This window comes from Iodobacter violaceini, assembly GCF_011601265.1.
GTDB lineage: Bacteria > Pseudomonadota > Gammaproteobacteria > Burkholderiales > Chitinibacteraceae > Iodobacter > Iodobacter violaceini.
The window spans coordinates 201,275-221,582 of record NZ_JAAOLX010000001.1 but is presented as its reverse complement, the minus strand read 5'-3'; the positions used below and the strand labels follow the sequence as shown (position 1 = coordinate 221,582).

Here is a 20,308-nt window from a genome sequence, read left to right as displayed (position 1 = left end):
AAAACAAAAAAATGAATACAAAGGCGCTGCTAAAACCTATTCATCAGCGCATAAGTTAAAATACGGGGTCTTTAATTGGGAAATCATCATGAAATTACAACATACCGCAGTCGAAAATCTGAATCAGTTCTCGGGCTATGGTGAGGATTTTGTGCGGGTCAATACCGAGCAATATCAGGGCAATGTGCTGGTTACAGGGACAGAAGTCCATGTCTGGCGGCCACTTGGCTTTGATGATTTAACCGAGGCGGATTTCAGCGCCGTGCTGGCCTATAAGCCTGAGGTGGTTTTATTGGGCACAGGCAAAACCATTCGCTTTCCGCATCCGCGCCTCTATAGTGCATTAGCCGCCGCGCATATCGGGCTGGATGTGATGGATACCGGCGCGCTGTGCCGCACCTTTAATATCCTGACATCAGAAGACCGGAAAGTAGTGGCGCTGATTGTGCACAATTAATTGGGCAGCGCTTGAGCAGATGAAATATGAATTAAATTCCATATAAATATTTTATTTGGATCATTGAAATGATAACAACCATGGTGATTGCATAAAAAAGATCAATAGCATTATTTATCCACGGTTATTTTACCTTTATGACAAATTCGCAGATTTAAGTCGGGTTTTCCGCGCTTGTATTTAATAAGGATGACTTGTTTAATCGCAATCTGAATAAATTGGCAAAATATTCTTATGTAATATTGCAGTGTCATTGAATATATCAATACAATAAGGATGAATATGCTTCAACTCGATTTTTATGGCACCCTGGTCGCCGCATCGCTGGTTTTATTATTAGGCCGCAAAATTGTGGAATGGTCTGCGCCGCTGCGTAATTACAGCATTCCGGAACCAGTGGTTGGCGGCTTGCTGGTTGCTGTTTTATTACTGCTTGGACGGATGAGCTTTGGGGCTGAAGTAAAGTTTGATGCCGGCATGCAAACGCCGCTGATGCTTGCATTCTTTGCCAGCATTGGTTTAAACGCAGATCTGGCCAGCCTGAAAAAAGGCGGCCGCACCCTGGTGATCTTTACTGGCGTGGTGGTTTCCATGCTGGTGATGCAAAACATTGTCGGGATTGCCGCAGCCAGCGCCATGGGCATCAGCCCGCTGCTTGGCCTGTTGGGCGGATCAATCACCATGTCGGGCGGGCATGGCACAGGTGCAGCATGGAGCACGGTGTTTGGTGAGAAATACGGCCTGGCATCCGCCACCGAAGTGGCCATGGCTTGCGCCACATTTGGCCTGGTGATGGGCGGGCTGATCGGTGGCCCGGTGGCACGTTACCTGGTTAAAAAAGTAAGCATCCCCGGCGCTGAGCATAATAGTGACGACACGCCCACAACCTTTGAGCAGCCGCACGCTGTGCGCCTGATTACTCCCCAGGTTTTTATCGAAACACTGGCCCTGATTGCCATCAGCCTGATGGCCGGATCGGCGCTGGCCACGGTCTTAAAAGGCACCGCCTTAGAATTGCCGGGCTTTGTATGCGTGTTATTTATTGGCGTGGTACTCAGAAACGGCTTATCCGCTCTTGGCCTTTACCAGGTCTTTGATCGCGGCGTATCGGTGTTGGGCAATGTAAGCCTCTCGCTGTTTTTAGCCATGGCCCTGATGACCTTACGACTGTGGGAATTAGGCTCATTAGCCCTGCCTATGCTGGGCATTTTGGCGCTGCAAGCCAGCGTGATGGCGCTCTTTGCCATCTTTATCACCTTCCGCGTGATGGGTAAAAACTACGATGCAGTGGTGCTGGCCGCCGGTAACTGCGGCTTTGGCCTAGGCGCTACACCTACCGCCATCGCCAATATGCAAGCCGTAACCGAGCGCTTCGGCCCCTCCCACATCGCCTTCCTGGTTGTGCCGATGGTGGGCGCATTCTTTATTGATATTGCCAATGCGATTTTGATTAAGCTGTTTTTGCTGCTGCCGATTTATGGGTGATTCACTTTAATAGCAGGAAGACAACAAGAGAAAAGCTCTGCCAATTTGGTGGGGCTTTTTTTGCATGTCCTTTCACAACACTGTCACAGCGCTCGCTTAAATTGAGGCATCTTCTTTTTTTAGCCGCCTATTCCTATGTCGCTGATTAAATTTTCTATTCTGACTACCGTTTCAGTATTTGCTGCTGCGCTGGGTTTAAGTGCATGCAGTAGTGATGATACTGAGGCGTTGCCTGTTGTAGCTCAGGTGGTGCCCAAGCCTCTGCCTGCCAGGCTGGTGATTGGCCATCGCGGGGCGTCGGCTTTGCGGCCGGAGCATACGATTGCGGGCTATACCAAGGCCATTGAGATTGGTGCAGATGTGATTGAGCCTGATTTGGTGAGCACCAAAGATGGCGTTTTGGTTGCGCGGCACGAGAATGAAATTTCTGGCACGACCAATGTGGCGGATAAGGCGGAATTTGCCAGCCGCAAAGCGACCAAAATCATTGATGGCGTAAGTATCACTGGTTGGTTTACCGAAGACTTTACGTTGGCCGAGCTTAAAACATTGCGTGCCAAAGAGCGTATTCCGGCTAATCGCCCGGAAAACGCTAAATACGATGGGCAGTTTGAGATCCCTACTTTCCAGGAAGTAATGGATCTGGCTAAGGCTAAAACCAAAGAAACAGGCCGCACGATTGGTATTTATCCGGAAACGAAGCACCCCAGCTATTTTAAATCAATCAATCTGCCGCTTGAAAAACGCCTGGTAGATGCCCTGCATGCCAATGGCTATAAGGGTAAAACAGCGCCGGTGTTTATTCAGTCTTTTGAAGTGGCCAATCTGAAAGAAATTCGTGCCTTAACTGATTTACCGCTTGTTCAGCTTTTATCAGGTACGGGCCAGCCGGAGGATTTTCGTCTTGTCGGGGATAAGCGCAGCTATGCCGATATCGCCACTGCTGCAGGGCTTAAAGAAGTTGCAACTTACGCAAATGGCATTGGCCCTTCTAAAGAAATGATTATTCCGCGGGACGCCAATAATAATCTGGGCACACCGACCAGCCTGGTTAAAGATGCCCATGCCGCTAATTTAGTCTTGCATCCTTATACATTCCGCCCGGAAAACCCTTTTTTGCCAGCTAATTTACGCAAAGGCGATGTGAAATCACTGACCGAGCGTGGTGATCTGGCCGCAGAGCTGACGGTGTTTTTACAGGCAGGCATTGATGGTTTCTTTACTGACGATCCTGCAGTGGGGCGTGCGGCATTGGATGCTTATTTGGGGAAAAAATAAATCAAATCCGCTTCGGGTTTATTGGGTTTAATGTATTCGAAGCCGGTTGATTAAATCCGCTGCATGGCTGTGTTAATAGCAGTTCTGTTTTGATATTGAAAGGCAACGCCAAAAGGTGTTGCCTTTTTGTATTTAAAAATAAATTCAAGGCACTATTACAGTTGTGCAGGGGGCTTGCTTATATTGCATTGCAATGACTTGAAGCCGTTTTTTACATTACAATGCTTCAGTGCTTATGCCGGGCTGGGAGTATTAAATGTTTCGTACTGTTTTTCTGAGTTTATGTCTGATGCTGTTTGCTTATCCGGCTATTGCAAAAAACGATAAAATTATTCTTACTGTCCGCGGTAAAACCAGCCCTGATATTCAATTTGATGGCGCCCGTCTTGATCAGATGCCCCAAGTCAGTATGACGGTACAAACGCCCTGGTATCCTAATCCGCAGACATTTGAAGGGCCCTTGCTTCGTGATGTATTAAAGCTGGCAGGCATTGAGGGCGGCAATGTTAAAATAATGGCCCTGAATGATTATGCGATTAGTTTTCCAGTCAGCGACGCGCTGCAATACGATGTTATTTTGGCGCGTAAGCATAATGGCAAAGTGATGTCTTTGCGTGAAAAAGGTCCGTTATTTTTAATGTATCCATTTCATAAGCATAAAGAATTGATTAAAACTCAATATTTCCGTCTTTGCAGCTGGCAGCTGAACAGCATCACAGCAGAATAATACAATGACACGATTTAAAAGAATATTAAGCATTATTTGCATAATATTACTCGCCAATTTTAGCCTGATTGTTCATTTTGAATTAGAGCAAAAAAGAGAGCTTGACCGTGCCAATCAATTTGGTATGGATAATCAGCTATGGCAGTTTTTTCAGCTGAGTAATGAGTACTACCGCCTGCGTGAAGTAGTGGGCTATGGCCGGCGTGATCAGCTGGATAAAGTTAATTTGCGCTTTGATATTTACTACAGCCGGATTGACAGCTTTGCTAAAAATGAAATTGAAGCCTCGGCACTTTTTAAAGATAAGAAACTGCAGCTCAGGCTGCTGATGCCTTTGGTTCAGTATATTCATGATAGTGAAAAGCAATTAAGCAAGGGTTTTGCTTCCGAAAAGGAGTGGGTTAAATTTCAAAAAGATACAAAATTGCAGCAGGAGGCCGTTAATGATTTAGTGCAGGAGGCCCGCACTCAGGATGCGCAGGCCGTAGATGAATACAGAAAAAATATTACCCACTGGGGTGAGCTGCGCATTTTATTGGCGACGACTCAAATTTTATTCTTAATCTTTTGTGCTGCATTTGGGCTTTATGCGCTGTGGCGATCAGAGCAAAACCGAAAAAAACTTGCCGAGCTGGCTGAAACATTGCAGGAAGCAAGGCAGCAGGCCGAAATTGCCAATGCCACAAAGAGCCGTTTTTTAGCCCACATCAGCCATGAGATTCGCACCCCATTAACGTCTATTTTAGGCTATGCCGACCGGTTGTTGCGTAATAAAAATATGGGCGAAGAAGAAAAGAAAGAAATTGGTTATATTGCAAACAGTGGTACTCATTTATTAAGCTTGCTTAATAATGTGCTGGATTTGTCTAAATCTGAGCACAATAAGATTTTGCTGATTATTGAAACAATTAATTTGAATCAGCTGAAAAATGAATTAGAAGTCATGTTTAATATGATGGCAAAAGAAAAAGGAGTAGCTTTTAAAGTTATTTTAAGTGAAGGCCTGCCCGAAAATCTGAGCCTGGATGCGGGTAAATTACGGCAGATCCTTATTAATTTACTGGGTAACAGCCTTAAATTTACTCAAGATGGCGCGATTACTTTAACGTTATCGGGCGAGTTGCTTTCTCATTGCTATCGTTTAAATGCCGTGGTGGCCGATACGGGATGTGGCATTAAAAACGAAGATCACCCGCGTATTTTTTCGCCCTTTGAGCAAAGCAAAGAAGGGCAGCTGGCTGGCGGAACAGGCTTAGGCTTATCTTTAAGCCGGGATTATGCAAGGCTGATGCAGGGGGATATTACTTTCCGCAGTGAGGAAGGAAAAGGCAGTGAGTTTTTTGTCTCTATTGAATCACAGATTGTATTTGCTTCTTCAGCGCCAGCACGTATTTTTCAGCCTCAGCAGCAAGCATTATGCGGGCATACCATTTTGGTGGTGGAAGATGAAACCATTAACCGGGAAATGATATGCGGTATTTTGCAGGATTTCGGTGCCCGTGCATTGCAAGCGGGTAATGGGCTGGAGGCTATTTTGCAAGTAAGCCAGCACCCGGAAATTGACAGCATTATTATGGATTACCAAATGCCGGAAATGGATGGTATGGCCGCTGCGGGTATTTTGCGCGAACAAAAATGGAAAAAACCAATTTATCTGGTTTCTGCCAGCCCGATAGAAGAGTTGCAGCATGCGGCGGGCTTTAGCGCATTCAGCGGGCATTTAAGAAAACCATTCAGGATTGATGAGCTTATTCGCTTACTGAGCAAGCGTTATAAGTCTATTTTAAATTCTAAGCAGGTCTTGTTAGATCACCATGCGGCAATGGCGTCATTGGGATTTAAATCAGACCGGTACTTAGCCTTAAGCCATAAGGGCTTAAACAGAATTGCAGAATTAGAAGAGCTTTATAAAAATGCAATTGGGCAGCAGGAACACAGCGAGGCCGCCCGCTATGCGCACAGCGCCAAAGGGATTGCCTTGCAAATTGGCGCAGAAACACTGGGCCAATATTGGGCCTCGCTTGAAGCATCGCCAGAACACAATGCTTTGAATAAGCTCAGCCAGCTGCGCATTGCCACGCTTAATGAGCTGGAAAAGCTGCAGGCAATACATGCCAGTTAGCCGGCGCTTTATGCTAAAGCGAAATTTTGCTCTGCCGGGGAGAGTTTCTCGTTGGCAAGCAGCATAAAGTGGCTGTTTTGCAGTGCCTGGATAACAGCCAGATCAGTGTCATCAATCTGCCATTTTTGCCCGCGCTCTAAAATAACATCATGGCCATCATGGCTAAGCCACAGCTGGCCCGCAGCGCAGTGAATCCATGATTTTGCGCGGATAGAAAATACTTCGGCGGTTTTAAGATGAGTGATTTGCATGATGCCCTCGCTTTCATCGGATTACATCACTATACGAGGGTTGATACTTTGCGTTTAGTCACAAACTGCCACTGATTTAATCAGTACATATTGGCAATTTATGTCTGTGTAATGCTGATATTGAGGGGCTTCTGTGTGTTTTTATCGGCGCATTTTCCCCGGCATATCCTTTATTTCATTCCTGTTGTGCAATTTCCTCCGCCATTCTCCTTATTTAAAAAACTCACTCGGTGCCACGCCAAACTGGCGTTTAAACATGGCGGTAAAAGCGCTGGGGCTGGCGTAGCCGGAATCGAGGGCGATATCAATCACCCGCTCTCCGCTGGCGAGGCGCTCCAGTGCTTTTAATAATCTGGCTTGCCGCCTCCATTCGCCAAAGGTCATGCCGGTGGTTTTATTAAAGCGGCGTTGTAGCGTTCTGGCATCCACGCCCATTTTTAACGCCCAGTCACTGCTGCTGCGAATATCATCCGGCGAGCTGAGCAGCTCGTCGCAAATCTGGCGCAGGGCTTTGTCTTCCGGCATGGGCAGCACCATGGGCAGGGTGGGGATGCTGATGATTTCGTCGAGCAGCAGCCGGATAATGCGGCCTTCGCGGCTGTCTTCCGGATAGGGCTGATCAAAATTCACCGCAGCCAGAATCAGCTCGCGCAGCAGCGGGGTGATGGCCAGCACACAGCAGGGCAGGCCGGGCAGGGCATCGGGGTGGATATACACCGTGCGCATTTCCACAAAAGCCAGCATATGCACTTCATGCCATACACCAGCCGGCAGCCAGATGCCCCGGTTGGGCGGCACGATCCACTGCCCGTAAGGCGTAATCACCCGCATCACGCCGCTGATGCCGTACAGCAGTTGCGCCACTTCGTGCTGGTGGCGGATGGTACTGCTGCCAGATTCGCGCTCGCCTGCTTTGCCTATCAGCAGTGCATTGCCCAGCTCACGCGGCGGGCCTAAGTTTTCTGTTCTGGGTGTCATGTCGTTTTTACTATGGTTGCTGCCTTATCTGCGTAAGACAGGCGTGATCAATGACCTTAACATGCTTCTATAAAACAACAAAGGTAAACGTCATGACCACGGCAATGATGGAGATCAAGCCCGCAATCGGGGCCACGCACTATCGCGTATTGGCGGCAATCAGCAGCGCGCATTTTTTAAATGATATGTTGCAATCTTTAATTCTGGCGCTGTATCCGCTGCTTAAAGGCAGCTATCACCTGAGTTTTACCCAGATTGGTTTACTTACGCTCACCTACCAGATTACGGCGTCGATTTTGCAGCCATTAGTGGGCAGCTTTACCGATAAGCATCCACAGAAATTTGCGCTGGTGGCGGGGATGGGGTTTTCAATGTGCGGCCTGTTATTGCTCTCGCAAGCGGCTAACTTTGGCTTGTTGCTCTTGGCGGCGGGGCTGACTGGCACCGGCTCAGCGATTTTCCACCCTGAATCGTCCCGCGTGGCGAGGCTGGCTTCGGGCGGGCAGCATGGGCTGGCGCAGTCAATTTTTCAGGTGGGGGGCAACGCGGGCAGTGCTTGCGGGCCTTTGCTGGCGGCTTTGATTGTGATTCCGCTGGGGCAGAGCAGCCTGGCGTGGTTTTCACCTGCAGCCCTTTTGGCCATGGCAGTGCTCTGGCAGATCAGCATCTGGAAAGCGCATCAGCAAAAAAATACCGGCAGCAAAGCGCACCTTGCAATTCAGCCCTTGCCGCAGCGTCAGACTTACTATGCGCTGGCGCTGCTGATTGCCCTAGTGTTTACCAAGTATATTTATATGTCCAGCTTTCATAGCTATTACACATTTTATCTGATCGAGCGTTTTGCTCTCAGCGCGCAAGCGGCGCAGCTGATGTTGTTTATCTTCTTATTTGGTGTGGCCTTGGGGACAATTCTGGGCGGGCCGATTGGCGACCGGATTGGCCGCAAGCGGGTGATCTGGTTTTCTATTTTAGGCTCGGCTCCGTTCTCTGTGGCGCTGCCCTATATGGATTTAAACGGCACGATTGCGTTGAGTTTTATTATTGGCGTGGTGATGTCATCGGCATTTTCAGCGATTTTAGTGCTGGCGCAAGAGCTGCTGCCCGGAAAAGTAGGTATGGTATCTGGCCTGTTTTTTGGGCTGGCTTTTGGTGTGGCGGGCATAGGGGCTGCAGCCATTGGCAGCTTTGCGGATCAGTACGGAATTACCAGCGTTTACCACTTTACGGCGTTTTTGCCCCTGGGCGGAATGATTGCATTGTTCTTGCCGGATATGAAAAAGGCGCACTAAGCAGGGGGGCTGCTGCTGCCGTTCAGGCAGAAAAACCGCATTTTTCCTTTCTGTTTTTAAAAAGGCAGAGTGTTGTTTTGTAAGGTTTGATCTGCATGATTTGTGACGCAGTATTCTTATTTTAATGGTTTTAAATTTTTATTTTTAATTATTTTTTGATATAAAAAACTAAAATATTTTTATATTTTGGGATAAAACCCATTTGCATACAGCTTTCACCAGATTGCACTCATAAGTGATTACTGTAGTATCCCGCCCCTTTTATTGCACTGGTTTGAGCGTGTTTTAAACACATCGCCAGCCCGCGTATTTTAGTTGATTGCTGTGCATCTTCTGCTGAGCTGGCAGCAAGCTGCAGGCCATAAATGGGATTGGGAATATGAGTTTGATGCGCAAGAAAAGCGTTCAGGACATGCTGGTATTTGCCCGGACGTCCACGGCGCTTCGCAGGGAGTTGTCTGCTTTTGACCTCACTATGCTGGGTATTGGCGCAATTATTGGCACGGGCATCTTTGTGCTGACGGGCACAGGGGCGACGGTTGCAGGGCCGGGCCTTGTACTGTCATTTATCATTGGCGCGCTGGCCTGTGGTTTTGCTGCACTTTGCTATGCCGAATTTGCCTCCATGCTGCCGGTTTCAGGCTCAACCTATACCTATGCTTATGCCACTTTGGGCGAGCTGATTGCCTGGATGATAGGCTGGGATTTAATGCTGGAATATCTGCTGGCTTCTTCTGCCGTATCGGTAGGGTGGTCAGGTTATTTCCAGAGCCTGCTGGCCGGGTTTGGGATTCACTTGCCCGATATGCTGACTGCGGCAGCGGGGGCCGTGCCGGGTAAAAGCACCTTGTTTAATCTGCCTGCTTTTGCCATTGCGATGGTGATTACCGCTTTACTGGCTTTTGGTATTAAAGAATCTAAGCGCGTCAATAATATTGTGGTGCTGATCAAGGTGGCCGTAGTGCTGCTATTTATCGCCATCGGCGTGTGGCATGTGGAGCCAGTGAACTGGAACCCTGCCTTGCCCTATGGTTTTTCAGGCGTATTTCATGGCGCGGCCATCGTTTTTTTCAGCTTTTTGGGCTTTGATGCAGTGACTTGTGCAGCTGAAGAAGTAAAAGATCCGGCTAAAGATATTCCTAAGGGCGTGATCTGGTCGCTGGCCATTTGCTCCCTGCTTTATGTAATTGTGGCCGCGATTATGACCGGCATTGTGCCTTACGCTCAGTTTGCCGGAATTGACCATCCCGTATCACTGGCATTGCAGGTGGCTAAGCTCAACTGGTTTGCTGGCTTTGTCGATTTAGGTGCTATTTTGGGCATGATGACAGTGATTCTGGTGATGACCTACGGGCAGACCCGCATTCTGCTGGCCATGTCCCGCGATGGCCTCTTGCCGAAGATTTTCTCTGAGATCAACCCGCGCTACGGCACGCCTTATAAAGCCACCTGGCTGATCGGCACAATTATTGCGCTGATCGCTGGTTTTGTGCCGCTGCATACCCTGGCCGAGCTGGTGAATATCGGTACCCTGGCGGCGTTCTCCCTGATTGCGGTTGCCGTGATTGTGCTGCGTCAGCGAGAGCCGGATTTGCCGCGTAAATTTGTCTGCCCGGCTGTGCCCTATGTGCCGGCATTGGCGGTGATCTTTTGCGTGTTTCTGATGACTCAGTTGTCTGCAATGACTTGGTTGTGTTTTGCCATCTGGTTAGCTTTAGGTCTGATGGTGTATTTTGGCTATTCACGCCACCATTCATTACTGCATAAGGCATAAAGCCTGATCAAACGGCGCAGCTATTTAAGTTGCGCCGTTTTTTATTGCGTAAACCCCATGAAAAACGGTCTGAAAGGGCTGCGTACAGCGCTTGAAGCATAAGCTATGCTGAACAAAATCCCGGCGTGATAAAAACGGCTCAGAACCGAGGCAGGTTATGCATTCCTTACGCGTTGTATTCTGTGTGTTGCTGGCGCAATGGTGTGCTGTGGCGGCCGCTGGCTGCTCCAGACCATTGATTGTGGCCAGCAGCCCGATCAGCATTTTTATGGAAATTGATGAATCAGATCGTGTCAGCGGTGTGGTGCCTGATTTTTTAGCTGAAATTTCAAAAACAACAGGCTGCCAGTTTGTTTACGAAGTGATGCCCAGAATACGTGCACTGCGGATGTTTGAAGCAGGAAAAATTGACATCATTGCTGCGTCTAAAATAGATAAACGGGATGCGGTGGCCGATTATATCAATGTGATTTCAGAGCAGCCCAGTCTGATTTTATTAAAAGATCATCCTGATGCGGCCACACCGCTTGATGCTTTAATGCAGGGAAAGCTACAGGTGAATGTGGTGCGGGGCTTTGATATAGGGCCGGAGTACAGGGCCTTGCTGGCGCAATTAAAGCAAAAAAATAAATTAGAAGACGTGCTGGATACCGATATTATTGCCCGTAAAATGCTTGAAAAAAGATGTGATGCAACGGTTGTTGGAGCATCCACATTTGCAAAATCGGTTGAAAGGTTTCATTTAGAATCAAAATTACAAGCGGTTCCGATAGAGACAATTCCTGTTATCAATTCTGGCTTTTATTTGTCTAAAACCAGTATGCAGGAAAAAGACAGATTTTTTTTAAGCGCGGAATTAAATGCAAAGCTGAAGACTGGAAAATTTAAAGAAATATTTATGAAAAGAGTGAAAGGCATGAATGATCTCTATCATGCTGTGGTTTTTGAAAATGGCACTAAGAATTAACGGACTTTATATTTTTCTGTGTTTTCTTAGTCAGATTGCTGAATGCTTTTTGGTACGATTCATCAATCAGCATTCTGATAAAACCGCTTTCTTTTGATGTTAAATCACTGATACTGATCCAGTGAAAACGCTGCATATAGCGTGCAGGCTTAATTCCCTCCTGATCGGTCAGCTCCAAAAAACGCTCAGCTGCGGTGCGGATACTCAATCGCCCTTGCTCTGGCTGGCTGGTTTTAAACCAGGCAAATTGTTTATCGCCCACATAAAAAACATGAACATTGGCCGGGGCAGCACATACTTTTTCACTGACCCCGGCAAGTGAGCGGCAATAGTTTTTTGTGGCTTCTATATCCATCGCACACCTTTTTGTGCGCTCCTTTGCAAAGGAGCTCAGCGTGATATGACATTATTTAGCGGCAGGCGCGGCTGCCAGCTTTGCCGGGATATTCAGTAATTTATCCACGGTGGTAAATTGATAGCCTTGTTTTTTTAGCTCCGGAATCAAACGCGAAGTTGCCAAAATAGTGGGTTTGCGGCCACGTCCGCCGGAATCGTGCATCAGCACAATTGCTTCCGGGTGGATATATTGGCGGATTACGTTTTCGATGGCATTGCTGGCCAGCTCGTCCATTTTGTTTTGATGGGTATGAAACCAGTCGGCACTGTCTACAGACCATAAAATGGCTTTCATGCCCTTGCTCTGCAGGTTTTTGATTTGGCTGTCATTTAAAAAGCCATAGGGCGGGCGCATCATAGCGGGCTGAAATCCCGCTACTTTTTGATAAGCCTGCTGGGTTTTTTCCAGCTGATCCTGCCACCACACACCGCCGTCTTCCAGCTTGCTTAAATCGGGGTGGTTATAGCTGTGGTTGGCCAGGGTATGGCCTTCTGCCAGTGCACGGCGCACGGTTTCAGGGAATTGCTCAATCTGGCTGCCCTGCCAGAAAAAGGTGACTTTTACATTTTCTTTTTTAAGTAAATCCAGCAGGGCTGGCGTATCAAGGCTGGGGCCATCATCGTAGGTAAAGGCAATTTCCTTGCGATCTCCTGGTCCTTCCAGAAAATAAGTACCGGCAAACTCTTTAGCTTGCCTGTCCAGCACGGCAGGGGGGATTTGCCCCCAGTTTTCCACAAAAGGTGTGCGCAGCCGGGGCGGTGTTTGTGCATTGGCAATGCTGGCGGATACTAAAACGCCTATTACGATGCGACTGATGTTTTTCATTGCTTATCCTTTGGCGGGGGCAGCCAGGTTAGTTAAGTCAGTGACTAGCTTTTTGGCATCAATACAAATGAAGTGGTGATAATTAAAAGCAAAAGAATCAGCAGCCAGCTTGTTATTCTTGTAGCTTTGCATAGTTTCTGGTGGTATTGGCTGGGCAGCTGCTGCACGATATCAGATCTGATTAATGGCGGGACAATGTGCAGTGCCTGAAATTCAATACCAATATTTGAATTCATTGCCCCGTTGTTGGCCGGCAGCAGCTGTGGGTAGCATTCTTTAAAAATAGTGTGTAAATGGCAGCACAAATATAAATACACAAACAGCATTGGCAATACGGATAAAAAGCAGGCAGGCAAAATATAATCATTCAGAATATCAAGCACAGAGGCCACCGTAGTATGAGTGATGAATTGCTGATTTAAACAATGGGCTGAATGAATTTGTAGAAATACACGGTAGGACGCAGCCCTCCGCTGGGGCTTTGTGCATAGTCCGGGATGCTGCCTGCTGCTTTCCAGCCTGCATGCCGGTAGATTAATTCTGCATCCGATCCTGCCTCGGTATCGAGTACCAGCAGGCTGCGGCCTTGTTGAACTGCAAATGCTTCTGCTGCTTTCATTAATTGGCTGGAAATCCCCTGGCCGCGGTATTCGCGTAATACAAACAGCTTTTGAATCTCGGCGCGGTGCTGGCCGTTTTGTTTGCCACATAATGCTAATTGCACCGACCCGGCTATTTTTTCATCTTTTATTGCCACCCATAAATAAAGACCGCTATGAAGTTCAGAGAAAACATGCTGCCAGTATTTATCTGCATCTTGTGCAGAGAGCGGGGCAAGAAAGCCGACCGATGCACCGCCATCCACGGCATCCTTTAACAGGCTGCAAAGGTCGTTAATTAAAGTGGTGTTGCCGGGCTGAACAAGGGAAATCATCGCAGATCACTTTCAAAGATGAGTTTTAATTTTGAAAATCATTGAGATATTTTTGTCTTAGCCGGTCTAAGCGGCCATCTTTACGAATTGTATTTAATGCCCTGTTCATTTTACGCACAATGGCAGGAGGCGTGCGAAGGCTGATGCCATACCAATAGTCTGTTTGCCCTGCGACCAGTTGTACAGGCACTATTTCATTTTTTATTCCTAATTTTTCTGCATTGTATGCGGCAGCCCAATTAAGGGAAAGCAGCAGATCAAACCGGCCATGCTTTAATTTACGCATATTGTTTTCATCATCGCTTGCTAAATCAAGCTGATCAAAACCCTGGCGTATTAAGTTTCTGGCTGCTGCGGATTCACGGACCACTCCAATATGATAAGCGCGTGCATCATCTAATTTATTAACCACAATATCTTTGCGCTTTGCCAGCTTGTAAAGCAGGATGTGCCGCGAGCTGATCGGGCCCAGCCACTGAAATTGCCCTTCACGCTCTGGCGTGCGCACCATAGAATAAATCAGCGTATTCGCTTCTTTTTGCGCCCGGCTATAGGCCCGTGGCCATGGCAGTATTTCTTTTTTCAGGGTGATGCCAGAATCAAGGGCAATTAAATCCAGTAATTCTGTTGAAAAACCGGTTACTTTTCCATTCTGTTCGTAATTAAGCGGCGGTAAATATTCGGTTAAAGCATTAAGCTGTTCTGCCGCCTGAGCATAGAAACTGATGTTCAATATAAAAATAAAATAACAGACTTTCTTATAAATAACCATATCGACTCATAAAGTACCTGCCCCTTGGGAGGGGAATGAGCCTTATTTTATTGTATTAAAATGTTAGGCCTATGAAATTTTATCCGGTGAGGTGCAGTTTGAACCGTGCTGTTTCTTTATCCAGGGCATGATACTGCTTGTATCGGATGGTGTAAAAGTTCTTGATTAGTTTCCCATAAATAGAACATCAGGGCGTAAGTAGTGTAATCAAACAAATTTCCTATTGGAGGTTCTGATGTCAAATAAGTATAGTGATGATCAATTTTTTTATTATGAATCAGTACAACTGATGTTGTATTGCTGTTTATTTTGTAAAGCGAGCGCACTCCGAAGATAGCACCCGCTCTAAATATGCCGGATATTTTATCCTGCAAAAATATGCTGTTCGAAAATTACACTGCAAGCTTTAGCCGCAGCGTTTAACTTTTCTTTTAGCAGTGATGCATTATTGGCGGTAAGTTGATCATAGTTTGCTGCTGTTTTTTCATCATCAGATACATAAGTGCATGGAACTTGTGCAATTACTTTTCCATCGCTCGGGTCAAGCAAACGTGCACGGGCGCTATAAGTAACTCTATAGTGTGTCCAATCGGCAGGGAAGTAGTTAAACATCCAGCCTAGTGTTTTTACATCAAATACTAAGCTGCCTGCGTCAACTTTCTTTTTTATTTCATTTGTTGAGTCGTCACTTACGTTAATCACTTCTTTGATTTCTTTTGACTTTAAGCGATCAGCTAATTTATTTTTGAGTTCTTTCGTTAGCATGGTTGCTGGGTCGTCAATATTATTTGTTTTGACCAGGTCATTACCTGCTGAAATCATAGCTATTGCACCTAAAGCGCCAAAGATAGCTTTATCCGCCGTGAAGGCAACAAAATCAGGTTTTTCATAGTTAACGGTAGTTAGTGTTTTTCCGTTGATAGCGTTGATTTTTTCGGGAGATGCTTTGATCATTTCAACTGATGCGCAGCCCGTCATCATGAGCAAAGAGATAAGAGATGCTAATTTCTTCATGGAATGTCTCTGAAAGTTAAATAACGTAGCGTGTTTGTGTAGTACGTTGTCATTATTCCATCTTTTTAATCTGTAAGTGTTATTTTTTGATAAAAATGTAATCTGAAATAATGGAGTGCTTGAAATAAGCATATTTAGAAAAATACTTGTGTGAGTAATATTTTAGTAACAAAAAAATCACGCTCTAACGTGATTTTTTTATAATGTAATTAATACTCCGTGAATTTATAACGTATTGATCTTATTGAGGTTTAAATCAATTCGAAATAAAAAACTCAAAAGGCACCAGTAGCTCCAGCTCGTCCGGGCGCTCTGCCGGGATACGGGGCAGGGGGGCGGCGCGGCTGAGGGCTTCCATGGCGGCTTTGTCTAGTACGGGCACGCCGGAGCTGCGCTCTAGTTTTGCACTGAGCACCTGGCCTTCGCGGTTAATCATAATGCGTAAATAGGCCACGCCCTCGTCGCCACGCATACGGGCGGCAGCGGGGTAGCGGCGAAAGCGCTCTAAGCGGGCCAATACCTTGCCTTCCCAGCTGTTGCTGCCGCCGCTGGCCTGCTGATTAGAGGCCGGGGGCGCTGGCGGGGCGGCTGCGATGGCCGCGGTTTTATTGAGCGGGCCTGTTTCTTTGCTTGCAGCAGCTTCCGTGGTTTTGGGCTGAGCGACGGCGGCAAGCGGCGATTCGGCCTGTGTTTTATTCACGATACTGGGCTGGGCTTGTGGCGTGGGTTTGGTGTCTTTGGGGGCAGGCGCCGGGGCTTGTTTCGCCGCGGCTTTGCTGACCTGTCTGGCTTCGTTTTGCTCCAGCGGAACAGCAGGCGCAGGTGCTGCCGCCTCTAAAAGTGTGACTTCTATTTGCTCACTTTCATGTGCCGGGTGAGGAGGGACAGTGCTCCAGTTGCTGACAAAATAGCTGAGCAGGCCAAGGTGTAATAAGAAGCTGATGGCAAAGCTGCGCCTGATTCCTGATGTGGGCTTTGCAGGGCAGGCAGCAGGGCTGCCCGCCTCTTCAATCGTTGAGGGGCGGCGGATCAGATAAATAGCTACGATCAGCTCACAAACCGCCACGCCCGCCACCACCCACTTTGGGGCAGGGGTGAGGGCGAGGATGATCAGCCCCAGCATCATGCCCAGACAGGCTGATATTTTGGCGCTTTTGGGCACAAGGCGGTTGGCCCGCCATGCGCGCAGGGAGGCGCCAAAACGCGGGTGCTGCAGCAGCCATTGCTCAAACTTAGGCGACGATTTGCTAAAGCAAGCCAGTGCCATCAGTAAAAAAACCGTGGTGGGCATTACAGGCAGCATCGCGCCAATAATGCCGAGCACCACCATCAGGCACCCCAGAATGGTGTAACCCCAGCGTAATGGTGCGTGCAGTCCGCCCTGATGCATTAATACACCTGATCCAAATGATTATTCATGCGTGTGAAAGCAGCTTTGGCTCCGGCCACCATACGCGCTTCTTCTTCCTCTGAGAGTAGTACACCATCAAGCACCGCAGTAAATTCGCGCCAGTTTTTAGCGCGGCCTTCTGGCGCGCCTGCCAGATGGCGGGCTCCGAATGTTTCGGACATCCCGAGCGCACCGGCCATTTTTAATAAAATCGCCGCGCCGAGTTTAGAGCCTTCGGTGACATACATCCAGCCCAAAGCAGTGGGAATATCTTGCTTATGCTCAAGGGCTGGCAAAGTATCGTGCGCTGGCAGTGCGCGTTTCAGATCGGTGATATCTGCCGCGATGCGGTCATAGCGGCGGCGTTCGGCCAGATCAGGGAAAAGGGCGGCCAGATCCGGGTTGTCGTAAAGCGGATCGCAATCTCTTAAAAAGCCGTACTGGGCGATCAGAAAACGTGCGTAGTTGTCTTCGCTGGCAAAAGGCTTATTGGCCATGATGCGCTTATCCAGCTGATCGTGTGTGTCTGTGGTTAAGGCTTTAAGTTGTTGAGTACGGCTTAGTTCGGCTACAGCATTCATAGTGGTTTATTTGCTCAGGTAATAAAAAAACAGGGTTAAAAAAAATCTACTTTGGGAACCGCCATCCTGAAGCGTGCAGCCAGGGCTTTGCCTGCCGCACGGGCATGCTGGTTAAAACTTCATTCCCAAAGACATCCTTACCGTGCGGCCCGGGCCTGGCATCAGGCTGAGCGAGAGCGGATCAAGGTAGTAACGATCGGTGGCGTTATCGATGGTCATATCGACCTGGGTATCGGCGCTGATTTTGTAGCTGGCAAAGAGATCAACCAGGCTGTAGGGCAGGGTTTTGATCTGCACTGCCGTGCCGCTGGCGTTTTGCCAGCTTGCATCTTTGTCTGCGGTGTTTAATGGCCCGCTTACATAGCTGGCACGCATACCCATTGTGAGTTTCTGATCCAGCAATCGGGCACCAAAAGTAGCGTTAGTGCTGATTTTTGGCGGGATCATATTGCTGACATAAGACGAGGTAAAACCAACTGGCGAGCAGTCGGGTGTTGCGCTCATGCTGGGGATGAACTGGGCTTTAGCGCGTAAATAGCCGGCCATTTTTGCATCGCAAATCATGGCTTTGTGGTTCAGGGTGGCGGCTAATTCACCAAAGAAATCACCTCTGTCGTAAGACGATTGCAGCTCAAAGCCAGATACGCTGAAGTTGTCGATATTGGCCATCGAGAAATTCTGCTCCCACGCTTTTTTGCCGGAAATCTGCACGCGGGTGATGTAGTGATCGGTGGTGTTATTAAAGTAAGCCACTTTCAGGCGCAGCTTGTCTTCTGCTGTAAATACGCCGTCCTTAATAAAGCTGATCCCCGTTTCCCAGTTTTTGCTGTGCTCGGGCTCCAGCGGCGAAGAGAAAGTGGCCGAGAAGCCAATGGTGGATTCATACAGGCTGGGCATACGCAGCCCTTCGGTGTAGCGCAGATAGCTGCTGATGTGCTCGCTTAGTTTAAATGTCAGGCCAAATGCAGGTGCAAAGCCGCTGCCTTCACGCTCTATCGGTGCGCTGCGGCTGAATGCACCGGGAATATCGTCGTGATAAACCATATCGTCAACGGTGGATTCGTGTACCTGGCTGCGGCTGATTTCTACCGGATCCTCGTCTTTATCATGCTCCAGAACAATTTTGTCGGCCTTGAGCGGGTTTGTTGCATCGCTAAACTGGCCGTTTTTGTCCTGATGCCAGAGCACGGTGCCGATTCGCTCACTTTGGTCGTCATATAAATAGATGCGTTTCCAGCCCTGTGGCTCTTCAAGCTGGGTGGCCGTGGTATTTCTGTCCTTGCTGTGATAACGCAAATAGCGGCCACCGGCTTCTACTGTCAGCCAGTTTGAGGGCTGCCACAGCATATTCAGAAAGGCGCTTTCTTCATGCCGCGTGCCGCTGCGTAAGGTGCGGTTATGATTGATATCATCCATATCGATCTTTACTCGGTCGGAAGGGGCGATATCTTCTTTTTGCAGCGAAAAGCCATAGTTCAGGCTGAAAGCACCGTAGGCATTATCAAAGCGCGAGGTATTGCTTAAATCTGCGCCATAGCGCTGCGATTGGTTTTTAGCCAGGTAGAGTGTTTCTACACATTGCTCGCATTCGTGATCCCAGCTGGTGGGCTTGCCCTCGTGCGGGTTGCGGAAAACATCGCCATTGCGGGCGGCGCTTTCCATATCGGTGTGCCACAGATTGGCTTTCAGGCTAATCAGCGGATTGTCTGCAGGCTGATACTTATAGCGTGCTGTCCAGGCATCGGTGCTGACTTCGCTGGGTTTCCACTGCTTAATAATGCCGGTGCTGTTACGCAAAATTTGCGAAGGCATAATTTCGCCATAAGCACTTTTAAAATAGCGGTAGCTCAGCTCTAAGGCCTGATCATCAGTCAGATTGAGGGTGGTTTTCAGCAGGGCAGAATCGGTGGTGTTTGAGGTATTTAAAACCTCGTCCCCAGCATGATAGAAGCGTGTAATGCCGTCATCCTCGCCATTTTCATCGATATTCTGGTAGCTGCTGAAGCCATTTTTACCTGCAAAATAATTGCCGGTACTGCGGTGGCTGATGGCGGCAATCAGATCAAAATCATCCTGGCGCGTTGCATAAGCAAGGCTCAGAAAGCCGCTGCGCGGGTCCAGGATATTGTTGCGGTCTGTGCGTGGTGTGGTTTCAAAATCAGTGGGGGCTTCCTTGCTGTTGTCCTGCAGGCCGGTGCGGATTCTGAAACCGCTGCGCTCACCCGGCTTTAAAATATCTTCGGCACGCAAAGTTTGCATGCTGACGAGGCCGCCAATCGCGCCTGCGCCTTCAGCGCCCATGCTTGGGCCTTTGGCAATATTGATTTCGCTGATCATTTCCGGATCAAGATAGCTACGGTCGGCAATGCCGGAATAACCACGGTAAATGGTGCTGGCTTGCAAACTGCCATCAATCAGCACCGGCACACGGCCCTGACCCTGCATGCCGCGGATATTGACATCAAGAGCGCCACTATTTCGTGCATCACCCACCACCACGCCGGGCGTGCCTTTTAAAATATCGGCAGGAGAAGTGCCACGGAAGCGATCGATGTTTTCCCGGCTGATATGGGCAGACGAGCCTGGCTTCACATAGGGGCGATCGCTGGCTTCGATCTGCTCATCACTTAAAAACGCCGCTGCCGCGCCACTGACTTTAACCGTGCCAATGGCAACGGCCTTATCAGCTTGCGGCTCCTGCTTTAAAACAATCGTGCCATCGCTGTTTACTTCGGCCCGCAAGCCGCTGCCGCTGAGTAATTGGCGCAGCGCATCACGCAGGCTGTAGCTGCCTTTAAGTGCCGGGCCCTGGCGGCCTGCGGTGAGCCTGGCGTCCACGAGCAGCACCATGCCGGACTGGCGGGCCAGCTCGCTCAATGCGTTGCTCAGAGGCTGGGCGCTGATATTAAATTCAATCGCGGCTGGCTGGGCTGCAATGCTCTGTGCAGGCACAGCAAAGGCAAGGCTTAAGGCCAGAATCAATGGCCGGATCGCCGCGTGGCGGCAGGATGCTCTCATAGGATTGGCTCTCACTTGGGAGTGATTTTAAGAATCATTACCAACTAAA

At 48.4% G+C, this 20,308-nt stretch carries 18 protein-coding genes; 8 read left to right on the top strand and 10 right to left on the bottom strand.

Annotation, left to right across the window (positions count from 1 at the left end):
* Positions 1-88 precede the first annotated feature (88 nt).
* The 5 genes from HA050_RS00960 (at position 89) to HA050_RS00940 (ending at position 6,069) form a co-directional block, all read left to right on the top strand.
* Positions 89-457, top strand: coding sequence for an Mth938-like domain-containing protein (locus HA050_RS00960; RefSeq protein WP_099397682.1), 369 nt, complete (start codon positions 89-91; stop codon positions 455-457).
* A gap of 282 nt (positions 458-739) precedes the next feature.
* A complete protein-coding gene (gltS, locus tag HA050_RS00955) occupies positions 740-1,942 on the top strand; it encodes a sodium/glutamate symporter (protein WP_166820937.1) in 1,203 nt (400 codons plus the stop codon).
* 135 nt (positions 1,943-2,077) lie between these two features.
* Positions 2,078-3,220: a glycerophosphodiester phosphodiesterase gene (locus HA050_RS00950; protein WP_166820934.1), complete on the top strand. Its 1,143-nt coding sequence runs from the start codon at positions 2,078-2,080 to the stop codon at positions 3,218-3,220.
* Between the two features lie 256 nt (positions 3,221-3,476).
* Positions 3,477-3,947 (top strand): putative pterin-binding protein, encoded by a 471-nt coding sequence (locus tag HA050_RS00945; RefSeq protein ID WP_166820931.1) that lies wholly within the window; start codon positions 3,477-3,479, stop codon positions 3,945-3,947.
* Between the two features lie 4 nt (positions 3,948-3,951).
* A complete protein-coding gene (locus tag HA050_RS00940; RefSeq protein WP_166820928.1) occupies positions 3,952-6,069 on the top strand; it encodes an ATP-binding protein in 2,118 nt (705 codons plus the stop codon).
* Between the two features lie 8 nt (positions 6,070-6,077).
* Here HA050_RS00940 and HA050_RS00935 read toward each other — a convergent pair whose 3' ends face one another.
* The gene (locus tag HA050_RS00935; protein ID WP_166820925.1) at positions 6,078-6,320 is read right to left on the bottom strand and encodes a DUF2917 domain-containing protein; all 243 of its coding nucleotides are present in this window, start codon (positions 6,318-6,320) and stop codon (positions 6,078-6,080) included.
* 210 nt (positions 6,321-6,530) lie between these two features.
* Entirely contained in the window at positions 6,531-7,298 is a 768-nt protein-coding gene (locus HA050_RS00930; RefSeq protein ID WP_166820922.1) for an AraC family transcriptional regulator, read from the bottom strand.
* 92 nt (positions 7,299-7,390) lie between these two features.
* Between HA050_RS00930 and HA050_RS00925 the strand changes: the two genes are divergently transcribed.
* From HA050_RS00925 to HA050_RS00915, 3 genes are all read left to right on the top strand, one after another.
* Positions 7,391-8,587, top strand: a complete 1,197-nt coding sequence (locus HA050_RS00925) for an MFS transporter (protein WP_166822056.1) — start codon at positions 7,391-7,393, stop codon at positions 8,585-8,587.
* A 379-nt stretch (positions 8,588-8,966) separates the two neighbouring features.
* Positions 8,967-10,361: a branched-chain amino acid transporter BcaP gene (gene bcaP / locus HA050_RS00920; RefSeq protein ID WP_166820920.1), complete on the top strand. Its 1,395-nt coding sequence runs from the start codon at positions 8,967-8,969 to the stop codon at positions 10,359-10,361.
* Positions 10,362-10,629: 268 nt separating this feature from the next.
* Entirely contained in the window at positions 10,630-11,328 is a 699-nt protein-coding gene (locus HA050_RS00915; protein ID WP_166820917.1) for a substrate-binding periplasmic protein, read from the top strand.
* Here HA050_RS00915 and HA050_RS00910 read toward each other — a convergent pair.
* The 8 genes from HA050_RS00910 to HA050_RS00875 form a co-directional block, all read right to left on the bottom strand.
* Positions 11,318-11,683, bottom strand: coding sequence for an MmcQ/YjbR family DNA-binding protein (locus tag HA050_RS00910; protein ID WP_166820914.1), 366 nt, complete (start codon positions 11,681-11,683; stop codon positions 11,318-11,320). The genes HA050_RS00915 and HA050_RS00910 overlap by 11 nt on opposite strands.
* A 51-nt stretch (positions 11,684-11,734) precedes the next feature.
* Positions 11,735-12,550, bottom strand: coding sequence for a polysaccharide deacetylase family protein (locus tag HA050_RS00905; protein WP_166820911.1), 816 nt, complete (start codon positions 12,548-12,550; stop codon positions 11,735-11,737).
* A gap of 418 nt (positions 12,551-12,968) precedes the next feature.
* Complete coding sequence (locus tag HA050_RS00900) at positions 12,969-13,484, bottom strand: GNAT family N-acetyltransferase (RefSeq protein ID WP_166820908.1); 516 nt, start codon at positions 13,482-13,484, stop codon at positions 12,969-12,971.
* Positions 13,485-13,509: 25 nt separating this feature from the next.
* Positions 13,510-14,256 (bottom strand): substrate-binding periplasmic protein, encoded by a 747-nt coding sequence (locus tag HA050_RS00895; RefSeq protein WP_166820905.1) that lies wholly within the window; start codon positions 14,254-14,256, stop codon positions 13,510-13,512.
* 363 nt (positions 14,257-14,619) lie between these two features.
* Entirely contained in the window at positions 14,620-15,270 is a 651-nt protein-coding gene (locus tag HA050_RS00890) for a hypothetical protein (RefSeq protein WP_166820902.1), read from the bottom strand.
* A gap of 256 nt (positions 15,271-15,526) precedes the next feature.
* Positions 15,527-16,660, bottom strand: a complete 1,134-nt coding sequence (locus HA050_RS00885; protein WP_166820899.1) for a TonB family protein — start codon at positions 16,658-16,660, stop codon at positions 15,527-15,529.
* Positions 16,660-17,241 (bottom strand): biliverdin-producing heme oxygenase, encoded by a 582-nt coding sequence (locus HA050_RS00880; protein WP_166820896.1) that lies wholly within the window; start codon positions 17,239-17,241, stop codon positions 16,660-16,662. Before HA050_RS00880 ends, HA050_RS00885 begins: the two co-directional genes overlap by 1 nt.
* Positions 17,242-17,352: 111 nt before the next feature.
* Positions 17,353-20,259 (bottom strand): TonB-dependent receptor, encoded by a 2,907-nt coding sequence (locus HA050_RS00875; RefSeq protein WP_166820893.1) that lies wholly within the window; start codon positions 20,257-20,259, stop codon positions 17,353-17,355.
* Positions 20,260-20,308 lie beyond the last annotated feature (49 nt).

What these genes read in the sequence shown, in the direction of transcription:
- HA050_RS00875 (WP_166820893.1), bottom strand. Translation starts at nt 20,259, where the DNA reads ATGAGAGCATCCTGCCGCCACGCGGCGATCCGGCCATTGATTCTGGCC.
- bcaP (WP_166820920.1), top strand. Translation starts at nt 8,967, where the DNA reads ATGAGTTTGATGCGCAAGAAAAGCGTTCAGGACATGCTGGTATTTGCC.
- HA050_RS00960 (WP_099397682.1), top strand. Translation starts at nt 89, where the DNA reads ATGAAATTACAACATACCGCAGTCGAAAATCTGAATCAGTTCTCGGGC.
- HA050_RS00915 (WP_166820917.1), top strand. Translation starts at nt 10,630, where the DNA reads ATGGAAATTGATGAATCAGATCGTGTCAGCGGTGTGGTGCCTGATTTT.
- HA050_RS00900 (WP_166820908.1), bottom strand. Translation starts at nt 13,484, where the DNA reads ATGATTTCCCTTGTTCAGCCCGGCAACACCACTTTAATTAACGACCTT.
- HA050_RS00905 (WP_166820911.1), bottom strand. Translation starts at nt 12,550, where the DNA reads ATGAAAAACATCAGTCGCATCGTAATAGGCGTTTTAGTATCCGCCAGC.
- HA050_RS00945 (WP_166820931.1), top strand. Translation starts at nt 3,477, where the DNA reads ATGTTTCGTACTGTTTTTCTGAGTTTATGTCTGATGCTGTTTGCTTAT.
- HA050_RS00935 (WP_166820925.1), bottom strand. Translation starts at nt 6,320, where the DNA reads ATGCAAATCACTCATCTTAAAACCGCCGAAGTATTTTCTATCCGCGCA.
- HA050_RS00890 (WP_166820902.1), bottom strand. Translation starts at nt 15,270, where the DNA reads ATGAAGAAATTAGCATCTCTTATCTCTTTGCTCATGATGACGGGCTGC.
- HA050_RS00880 (WP_166820896.1), bottom strand. Translation starts at nt 17,241, where the DNA reads ATGAATGCTGTAGCCGAACTAAGCCGTACTCAACAACTTAAAGCCTTA.
- HA050_RS00930 (WP_166820922.1), bottom strand. Translation starts at nt 7,298, where the DNA reads ATGACACCCAGAACAGAAAACTTAGGCCCGCCGCGTGAGCTGGGCAAT.
- gltS (WP_166820937.1), top strand. Translation starts at nt 740, where the DNA reads ATGCTTCAACTCGATTTTTATGGCACCCTGGTCGCCGCATCGCTGGTT.
- HA050_RS00895 (WP_166820905.1), bottom strand. Translation starts at nt 14,256, where the DNA reads ATGGTTATTTATAAGAAAGTCTGTTATTTTATTTTTATATTGAACATC.
- HA050_RS00950 (WP_166820934.1), top strand. Translation starts at nt 2,078, where the DNA reads ATGTCGCTGATTAAATTTTCTATTCTGACTACCGTTTCAGTATTTGCT.
- HA050_RS00885 (WP_166820899.1), bottom strand. Translation starts at nt 16,660, where the DNA reads ATGCATCAGGGCGGACTGCACGCACCATTACGCTGGGGTTACACCATT.
- HA050_RS00910 (WP_166820914.1), bottom strand. Translation starts at nt 11,683, where the DNA reads ATGGATATAGAAGCCACAAAAAACTATTGCCGCTCACTTGCCGGGGTC.
- HA050_RS00940 (WP_166820928.1), top strand. Translation starts at nt 3,952, where the DNA reads ATGACACGATTTAAAAGAATATTAAGCATTATTTGCATAATATTACTC.
- HA050_RS00925 (WP_166822056.1), top strand. Translation starts at nt 7,391, where the DNA reads ATGACCACGGCAATGATGGAGATCAAGCCCGCAATCGGGGCCACGCAC.